The organism is Clostridium sp. AF27-2AA (genome assembly GCF_003478505.1).
Classification (GTDB): domain Bacteria; phylum Bacillota; class Clostridia; order Lachnospirales; family Lachnospiraceae; genus Brotaphodocola.
In genome coordinates this window covers 1-8,277 of record NZ_QUFI01000060.1, presented here as the reverse complement: position 1 = coordinate 8,277, position 8,277 = coordinate 1, and the positions used below count along the sequence as shown (strand labels likewise).

6 protein-coding genes are annotated in these 8,277 nt (G+C 53.0%); 5 read left to right on the top strand and 1 reads right to left on the bottom strand.

Annotation, left to right across the window (positions count from 1 at the left end; genetic code table 11):
• Nucleotides 1-31: 31 nt before the first annotated feature.
• Nucleotides 32-1,321: a Na+/H+ antiporter NhaC family protein gene (locus tag DWY84_RS16810; RefSeq protein ID WP_118534451.1), complete on the bottom strand. Its 1,290-nt coding sequence runs from the start codon at nucleotides 1,319-1,321 to the stop codon at nucleotides 32-34.
• Between the two features lie 231 nt (nucleotides 1,322-1,552).
• Between DWY84_RS16810 and DWY84_RS16805 the strand changes: the two genes are divergently transcribed.
• The 5 genes from DWY84_RS16805 to DWY84_RS16785 all read left to right on the top strand — a co-directional run bounded on the left by DWY84_RS16805 (nucleotide 1,553) and on the right by DWY84_RS16785 (nucleotide 8,201).
• On the top strand, nucleotides 1,553-2,449 hold the full coding sequence (locus DWY84_RS16805) for a DegV family protein (protein WP_118534450.1): 897 nt from the start codon (nucleotides 1,553-1,555) through the stop codon (nucleotides 2,447-2,449).
• Nucleotides 2,439-3,890 (top strand): ATP-binding protein, encoded by a 1,452-nt coding sequence (locus tag DWY84_RS16800; RefSeq protein WP_118534449.1) that lies wholly within the window; start codon nucleotides 2,439-2,441, stop codon nucleotides 3,888-3,890. Before DWY84_RS16805 ends, DWY84_RS16800 begins: the two co-directional genes overlap by 11 nt.
• Before the next feature lie 11 nt (nucleotides 3,891-3,901).
• Nucleotides 3,902-4,870, top strand: a complete 969-nt coding sequence (locus DWY84_RS16795) for a GerMN domain-containing protein (protein ID WP_118534448.1) — start codon at nucleotides 3,902-3,904, stop codon at nucleotides 4,868-4,870.
• Nucleotides 4,871-4,922: 52 nt separating this feature from the next.
• Nucleotides 4,923-7,607: a ComEC/Rec2 family competence protein gene (locus DWY84_RS16790; RefSeq protein WP_147354315.1), complete on the top strand. Its 2,685-nt coding sequence runs from the start codon at nucleotides 4,923-4,925 to the stop codon at nucleotides 7,605-7,607.
• Nucleotides 7,608-7,790: 183 nt separating this feature from the next.
• Nucleotides 7,791-8,201, top strand: a complete 411-nt coding sequence (locus DWY84_RS16785; RefSeq protein ID WP_118534446.1) for a ribonuclease Z — start codon at nucleotides 7,791-7,793, stop codon at nucleotides 8,199-8,201.
• Nucleotides 8,202-8,277 lie beyond the last annotated feature (76 nt).

The window sequence follows — 8,277 nt, the reverse complement described above, 5'->3', positions numbered from 1 at the left end:
TACCGGCTTCGGACCTATATTGGTATTGCTCTTAAATTTTTGTTATGGAGTGAATCAGATAACAGACCGGTACCAGATACAGGAAAAACGATGCAAAGATACTGGTGATGGGGGCGCCGACAGTTGCCAATGGCACGGCACCTGCGATGGACCAGGGAATCATCGGGGCCACGAGTACAGCAGAATTCTCCAGATCCAGGGCCATGCGGTGGGCATCGGGTTCCAGCTCGCTGCCGAGCTGGTCCGTCAGCATGATGGACAGAGTCTGGTTGCAGGCAATCATGGAGGTACAAATCGAAGCCAGCAAAATAGCGCCAAACGGCGTGATCCGTTTTCCAAGCTTTAACAGTCCGGCCTTCAGTCCGTCCAAGAGTCCGGTACTCTGGAAGATGCCTGCGTAGGATGAGGAAATGCACACGATGGCAGCGACCTTCACCATGGAGCTGATGCCGCCGCCGTCCAAAAAGGCTGCTGCCTGCGGATCTGCGGCATGGTAGCCGGTAAGAAGCAGTCCGGGCAGCTCAGACAGGGAAAAATGCTGGACCGCGAATCCGACACCAAGAGAGGTCAGGATGCTGGCAAGCATGGCGTATTTGACCGGAACCCGCATCAGCGCAAGCGCGAAAATGACAATGGCCGGTAAAAGCGCCGCCGGATGGAGTGCTACCTCACGTCCGAACAGGGAGGTTAAGTCGGCCTGGGCATTCTGGCTGTGCAGCTGAAATCCCAGTACGCCGTACAGGGCGCAGGTAAGAAGAAATGGCAGCCATGCACTGCGGACCATGTTTCTGATGTTGTCGAAGATGCTGGTTTTGGTCAGCTCACTGACTAAAAGCGCGCTGGTGGAAAAAGGAGAACAGCGGTCTCCGAAGAATGCGCCGGAGAGAATGGCACCGCCGAGAAGCAGCGGATTTGCTCCTTCAGAAACGCCCATGCTCATGCAGATCACGCCGATGGTGGCAGCCGTGCCGAAGGAGGTTCCGGTCAGCACGGAAATCCCGCAGTTTAAAAGGAAGGATACCAGCAGGATGACTTCCGGGCGCAGCAGCTTTGCCGCATGGCAGATGATGTAGGGAATGGTGCCACAGGCCCGCCAGAGGGCGGTCATCATACCGATCAGGAGAAACACGATCAGGATATTTTTCGCTGTGAGGACACCGGCGCAGAGCATTGAAACAATCTTTTTTGGAGAATTTCCTTTTTTGGCGGCATAGGCACAAAAGAGGATGAGCCCGGCAAAGAGGGCATACAGGGTAGGAAGCCTGAAAAGAAGGCAGACTACCAGAATGAGGGAAAAAAGACCCAGGGTAATGGTTTCCATAAAAACACTCCTTTGTATAAATGGGGAATTATGGGTATTTTAACACAAACGATATTATCTTCCAATCCCGTATTTTCGTTCAGAACGTTTTCTTTTTCGATGGTTTTCCTTGATCTTTTCTATGAAAAATAATACTTCCCTTTCCACCCAAAATGAGATAGAATGAAATGTAATAATTTTGATAAGAAACCGGTACGAACCGGATCAGATACCCCGTGGAAGGAGAACAACATGAAAATCGCAATTGTTACGGACAGCAACAGCGGCATTACCCAGGCACAGGCAGGTGAACTGGGAATCTTCGTGCTTCCGATGCCTTTTATGATCAATGGAGAGACTTTTGAGGAAGATATCAATCTGACCCAGGAGGAATTCTACAAACGCCAGGCAGAGGACGCGGATATCAGCACCTCCCAGCCGTCTCCGCAGGATGTAACCGATCTCTGGGACAAACTGCTTGCGGAAGGCTACGATCAGATCGTGCATATCCCGATGTCCAGCGGCTTAAGCGGCTCCTGTCAGACGGCCCGCATGCTGGCAGATGATTACGAGGGAAAGGTATTTGTGGTGAACAACCAGCGTATTTCCGTGACCCAGCGCCGGTCCGCTCTGGACGCAAAGGAGCTGGCAGAGGCTGGCTTTCACGGAGAGCAGATTTTTGAGATCCTGGAGCGTGTGAAGATGGAATCCAGCATCTACATTACGGTGGATACCCTGAAATTTTTAAAGAAGGGCGGCCGTATCACCCCGGCAGCGGCAGCACTGGGAACGCTTCTTCGCATCAAGCCGGTGCTGCAGATCCAGGGCGAGAAGCTGGATTCTTTTTCCAAGGTGCGCACTATGAAACAGGCCCGCGCTGCCATGCTGGCAGCGGCAGAGAAGGACTTAAGAGAGCGGTTTGCGGATCCGGAAGCAGAGAATACCTGGCTGTTTGTGGCACATACCCAGAATGATGAGATGGCGGCTGAATTTGCGAAAGAGATCGGAGAGCATTATCCGAAGGCCAGAACGGTATATGGCGAACCACTTTCCTTAAGCATTGCCTGCCACATCGGACCAGGTTCCCTGGCTATAGCCATGTCAAAGAAAATCGACATTGAGGCAGAACGGAAACGCTATGGCTTATAAGATGAAAAAGCTGCAGATTCCATGGCTGAAAAAGCGGGTGGTCAGCTTAAAGGTGCCCATCACCCTCTGTCTGGTGCTGTTTGGCATCATCCCCATGTTTCTGTGCACCCAGACGATTTTAAGCTCGGTGAAGCAGACCCAGATCGATGAGCGCATGGTGGAGGTGCAGAACCAGTGCCAGATTTTAAGCAGCAAGATTGCCCGCACCGGGTATTTAAGCGGTGAGGATAAAGGCAGCTTAAACAGTGAAATCGAGACCATTGCGGATGTCTACAACGGGCGTATCGTGGTGGTGAATCAGGATTTTAAGATCGTGCAGGACACGTTCCATATTGCGGAAAACCGCATGCACATCGCGGAGACCGTCATTCGCTCTTTTCAGGGAGAAACGGTAAGCCGCTATAATCGCGACAAGCACTATTTTGCCCAGGCGGTTCCTATTTACAGCCTTTCCCAGAACAAACACATCGAGGGAGTCCTGGTCATGACGGCATCCACGGAGGCCATGGTGCGTCTGACCGATGCGGTGGGGGACCGGCTGGTGTTATTCCAGGTCATTCTGGTCCTGGTTCTGATTCTGGCTGCCGTGCTGGCTGCCGCCATGATGGTACGTCCGTTTAAGGAGTTTCAGGCGCGGCTTCATCATGTGGAGCAGGGCGCGCTGAACACAGACATCAGCTCTGAGGCGTACCGGGAAACCCGTGATATTTCCAGTTCTGTAGCCCAGACCATCACCAAGCTGCAGGAGGTGGACCAGTCTCGCCAGGAGTTTGTATCCAACGTGTCCCATGAGTTAAAGACGCCGATCACGTCCATCCGCGTGCTGGCGGATTCCCTGATGGGTATGGGTGAGGTGCCGGTGGAACTTTACCGGGAGTTTATGGAGGACATTTCCAATGAGATTGACCGGGAAAGCAAGATCATCGATGACCTGTTGTCCCTGGTCAAAATGGACAAATCCGAGGCGGAGCTGAACATCACCCAGGTGAATTTAAATGTTCTGGTGGAGCAGATCTTAAAGCGGCTGCGACCCATTGCCAACCGGCGGAAGGTGGAGCTGATCTTTGAGAGCATCCGGGAGGTGACTGCCGATGTGGATGAGATGAAGCTGTCCCTGGCTATCACGAACCTGGTGGAAAATGCCATCAAGTACAATATGGAAGAGGGCTGGGTGCGGGTGACTTTGGACGCAGATCATAAGTTCTTCTACCTGAAGGTACAGGATTCCGGCATTGGAATCCCGGAGGATGTTCAGGACCGCATTTTTGAGCGCTTCTACCGCGTAGACAAGGCACGTTCCCGGGAGACCGGCGGCAGCGGCCTGGGGCTTGCCATCACCCGGAATGTGGTGCTGATGCACAAGGGAGCCATCAAGTTAAGCAGCAAAGAGGGCGAGGGCAGTACCTTTACGCTGCGCATCCCGTTAAACTACATTGCCTAGCAGGAGGAACTATGGAACGAACAAAGCATAACCGCGGGAGCTCTGTATGGAGCTTTGGCGCAAAAGGTCTGCTTCTTCTGGTAGTCCTGCTTTTCGGACTTATGCTGGCTGGGTGTCAGAAGCGGGAAAAACCGCTGGAGAATGGTGAGTCTGAGTACCAGATCTACTACATGAACCAGGCAGTGACCAAACTCATCGCGCAGCCTTACCGCACAAAGACAACAGACACAGAAGCACTCATCGGAGAATTAATGGAGAATCTGCTTCATGTGCCGGCCGATCTGGAGGCCCAGGTAGTCTTATCTGACAAGGTGGTGTATCAGGGCTGCAGGAAGGATGACACGGTACTGTATCTGTTTTTTGACAACAATTATACCAGCATGAACGCGTGCCAGGAGATTTTATGCCGGGCGGCGCTGGCCTGGACCCTGACCCAGGTGCCTGGAATTGAGTATATCAGCATTTATTCCGGGGATCAGCCGCTGCTTGATAAGAGCGGCATGCCGGCAGGCCCCATTTCCGCAGCGGATTTCGTGGACAGCATCACCGATGTCAACGCCTACGAGCGCACGGAGCTGACCCTGTATTTTACTGACGCGAACGGAACCTTGCTGTATCCGGAGAAACGCAGTGTCATGCATAATGTGAACACATCAGTGGAGCGGGTCATCATTGAGGAACTCATCAGCGGACCGGAACAGCCGGGACTGATGCCAACGCTAAATTCCGACATCAAGATCTTAAACGTGTCGGTCAACGAGAACGTCTGCTATGTGAATTTTGACGCGGCGTTCTTAAATAATTCCCTGGAAGTGAGGGATTACATCCCGATCTATTCCATTGTCAATTCCCTGTCGGAGCTTTCTAATGTAAATCGGGTGCAGATCACGGTGAACGGCTCCCAGGAGGTGACATTCCGGGAAACCATTTCCTTAAATACCTTGTTTGAGAGAAATCTCGACTATACAGGAGGCAATTAACATCAAACATCCATTGCTGCTTTTGACAGGGGGATTCGTACTTGGAGAGGTCGTGATCCTGCATCAGAGCACAATGAAAGAACTGGCGCCGCTTCTTGCGGCGGCGCTTGTGCTGTGCGTGGCCGCGGCGTGCGCGGACCGGCGCAGGCAATTATTCTGGGGCAGGAGCTTGGGAGTAAAGCTTCTGCCTCTTTTTGTCGTATTGGGCATGGCACGGGGCTTTGGGGAAGAGCACATTGTGCTTGCGGAGCAGAAGGCGGCGCTGGAGAAGGAGGAGAGTATCTATGGAACTGGAGAACTCTGCGGGATAACAGAGAAGGAAAGCTGGACGGTGCTGCTTTTAAAGAACGTGCAGACGGAAGAAGGAAAGCTCCGGTTTTTGCAGGTGTACACGGAACGGGCAGAGTACCGGATTGGTGATGTGGTGCGGGTATGGGGCGAATTTACACAGTTTCAGCCGGCCTCCAATCCCGGAGAGTTTGACTATGCCGCTTACTACCGCGGACAGAAGCTGATATGGCGGGTATTTGCGCTGGCGGTGCGTAAGATAGAAAACGGAGAGCAGATGGAGCCAAAATTTTCGGGCAGCATAGCTGGAGTGCCGGGCAAGGCAGTGGGGCAGATGCAGGAATGGGGAGCATGGACAAAACTGCGCAGGATATCCTATGTGCTGCCGAATGGAATTTTGCGCTTCCGTATGTGGGCGGTGGCCCGCCTGAAACTCCTTGCGGGAGAAGAGGATGGAAGTATTTTTGCGGCCATGCTTCTGGGCGATAAAACTGGTATGCCGGAGGAAATCCGCGAACTGTATCAGAAAAACGGGATTGCGCATCTGCTGGCGGTAAGCGGCCTGCATCTGTCCCTGGTCAGCATGGCAGCTTACGGACTGCTGCGAAAAGCCGGGGCGGGGTATGGCAGGGCGGCGGTGGCGGGCGGCCTGGTACTCATGGTTTACAGCATTCTCACCGGGGCATCGCCATCGGTACTCCGGGCACTGATCATGACCCTGTGCGGTTTTCTGGCAGCGTATCTGGGCCGTACGTACGACCTTTTATCGGCCATGGGTCTGTCGGCGCTGATACTTTTGTGGTACAGTCCCTATCTGGTGGATCAGGCAGGGGTACAGCTGTCGTTTGCAGCCATAGGCGGAATCGGACTGGCGAAAGAACTGGAAGCGTGGAGCGTCACAGGAACTGAACAGAAAGATGCGTCAGAAAGACCCCTGCTTTTGGGAGCAGACGGAGAGAGCGCGCATGCGTGGGAGCAGCCCCTGCGCCTGACTCTCTGTATGCAGCTGGTTTCTCTCCCCGTTGTTCTGTGGCATTTCTTTTCTTATCCGCTTTATGGAATTTTCCTGAATCTGCTGGTGGTTCCGTTAACCGGGATTATAGTGGGAAGTGGAGCAGCCAGTATTCTGGCGAGTCTTTTTATGATCCGCGCTGGTACATTCCTGACCGGAGGAGGCCGGGCCGTGCTTGCCTGGTACGAGCTTTGCTGCCGGTGGTTTATGAGACTGCCGGGCAGCAGTCTGTTGTGCGGCAGGCCGGAGCTGTGGCAGATTGTGGTGTATTATATGACGCTGGGGGTGCTGTTTTATGTTCTTTTTAAAAAGTACAGTAACGAAAGAACGCCTGCTTTTAAAATCAGCAGAATTCTGTACAGAAAACGGGAAATGATTCTGGCCTGCTTTCTGCTGGCGTCACTGCTTTTTTTGCGCCCGCCCGCAGTCCGCGGCCTGGAGGTGACGATTCTGGATACGGGCCAGGGGGATGGCATCTGCATTCGCGCAAAGGACCGGGTAATTTTGGTAGATGGCGGCAGTACGGACCAGAAAGAGCTGGGGAAGTACCGGCTGGAACCATTTTTTCAAAGCAGGGGAATCCGTCAGATTGACCTGGCCATTATCACCCATGGGGACTGGGATCATATCAGCGGTCTGAGCTGGTTGATGGAGCAGGCGGCGCAGAAAGCAGAAATGGCTTCCGGAATGGTCGCTGTCAGAACACTGGCCATGCCGGAAGCCGGAAAAGGAGAAGAGGTGTATGAGCGGCTGGAGCAATTGTGCGAAAAGCAGGGCGGTCAGACCGTGTGGATCGCGAGGGGAGATGAGGTGAGCTGGAATGCCGGTGACAGTACAGCAGGCAGCCTGGGCGTGCAGTCCATCTGGAAACGTCTGGGCAGGCAGGCTGGCCGAAACGGGAAGAATTTGCTGCACATGCAGTGTCTCTATCCGGAAGCTGCTTCCGGGCACAGCCCGCTGGCATCCGGCACGGACCGCAATGAACATTCCCTGGTATTCCGTCTGGATTACGGAGAATTTCATATGCTGCTGACTGGTGACATGAGTGCAGAGGGAGAGAAAAATCTGCTGGCGCTGGAATCCGTGACGTATGATGAGATGTATTTTGGGGCAAGACAGGAGGCCCAGGGTAAGGATGGAATGAATGGAAAAAGGAAAACCCGGAAAGCTGCAGATGGTACCTGGATTTTGAAGGTCGCCCACCACGGCTCCGGCTATTCCAGCAGCGAAGGGTTTCTTGCCTGGCTGAACCCGGACTATGCGGTGATCTCCTGTGGGAAAAAGAACCGTTATGGTCATCCGCATCCGGATACGGTAGAGCGCCTTTCAGGGTGTGGAAGCCAGATCCTTCAGACGAAAGAAAGCGGTGCCATCATCTGGAAAACAGACGGGCACCGCATCACATGGAAAGGCTGGAAAACAGTCCGGGAAGAGTAATGCCTATTGTGTAACACGGAATAAAACCGCTGTAAAACGGAAAATAACTTGTAAGCAGCGGAAGATCATGTTATGGTACATGGTAGGAATTTCCTGAACTGCAACAAGATGCTGATACCACGAAAAGAACAGATCTGGTGAATTTGCGAAATGAAAAGACAGGAGCCAAAAAGGAGACGGAATATGATTATAATGGTATGCGTAGATGATAACAACGGAATGATGTTCAACAAACGCCGTCAGAGCCAGGACCGCGTGCTGCGCCAGCGCATGCTGGAACTGGCAGGGGAAAAGAAGCTGTGGATGAATGATTACAGCCGCAGACAGTTTCCGGAAGAGGAAGCAGACCGCATTGCAGTAACCGGACCGGACTTTTCAGACATTGCCCCAGGAGAATTTTGCTTTCTGGAAGATCAGGATCCGGCACAGTACGAAGCGCAGATCGAAGAGCTGATTCTGTTTCACTGGAATCGCGTCTACCCGGCAGATCTGCATAGTACCCTGGATCTGTCAGGCTGGAACCTGACAGAAACCGAAGAATTCGCCGGAAATTCCCATGAGAAGATTACACAGGAGCGGTATGTGAGAGGGTAGGGATTACTTGCGGTTTTTTGTCTGGCAGATATAAAAATTTAAAGAATATTCATGAAAGGTTCGAAGCAGGCCGGGG

What these genes read in the sequence shown, in the direction of transcription:
- DWY84_RS16810 (WP_118534451.1), bottom strand. Translation starts at nt 1,321, where the DNA reads ATGGAAACCATTACCCTGGGTCTTTTTTCCCTCATTCTGGTAGTCTGC.
- DWY84_RS16805 (WP_118534450.1), top strand. Translation starts at nt 1,553, where the DNA reads ATGAAAATCGCAATTGTTACGGACAGCAACAGCGGCATTACCCAGGCA.
- DWY84_RS16800 (WP_118534449.1), top strand. Translation starts at nt 2,439, where the DNA reads ATGGCTTATAAGATGAAAAAGCTGCAGATTCCATGGCTGAAAAAGCGG.
- DWY84_RS16795 (WP_118534448.1), top strand. Translation starts at nt 3,902, where the DNA reads ATGGAACGAACAAAGCATAACCGCGGGAGCTCTGTATGGAGCTTTGGC.
- DWY84_RS16785 (WP_118534446.1), top strand. Translation starts at nt 7,791, where the DNA reads ATGATTATAATGGTATGCGTAGATGATAACAACGGAATGATGTTCAAC.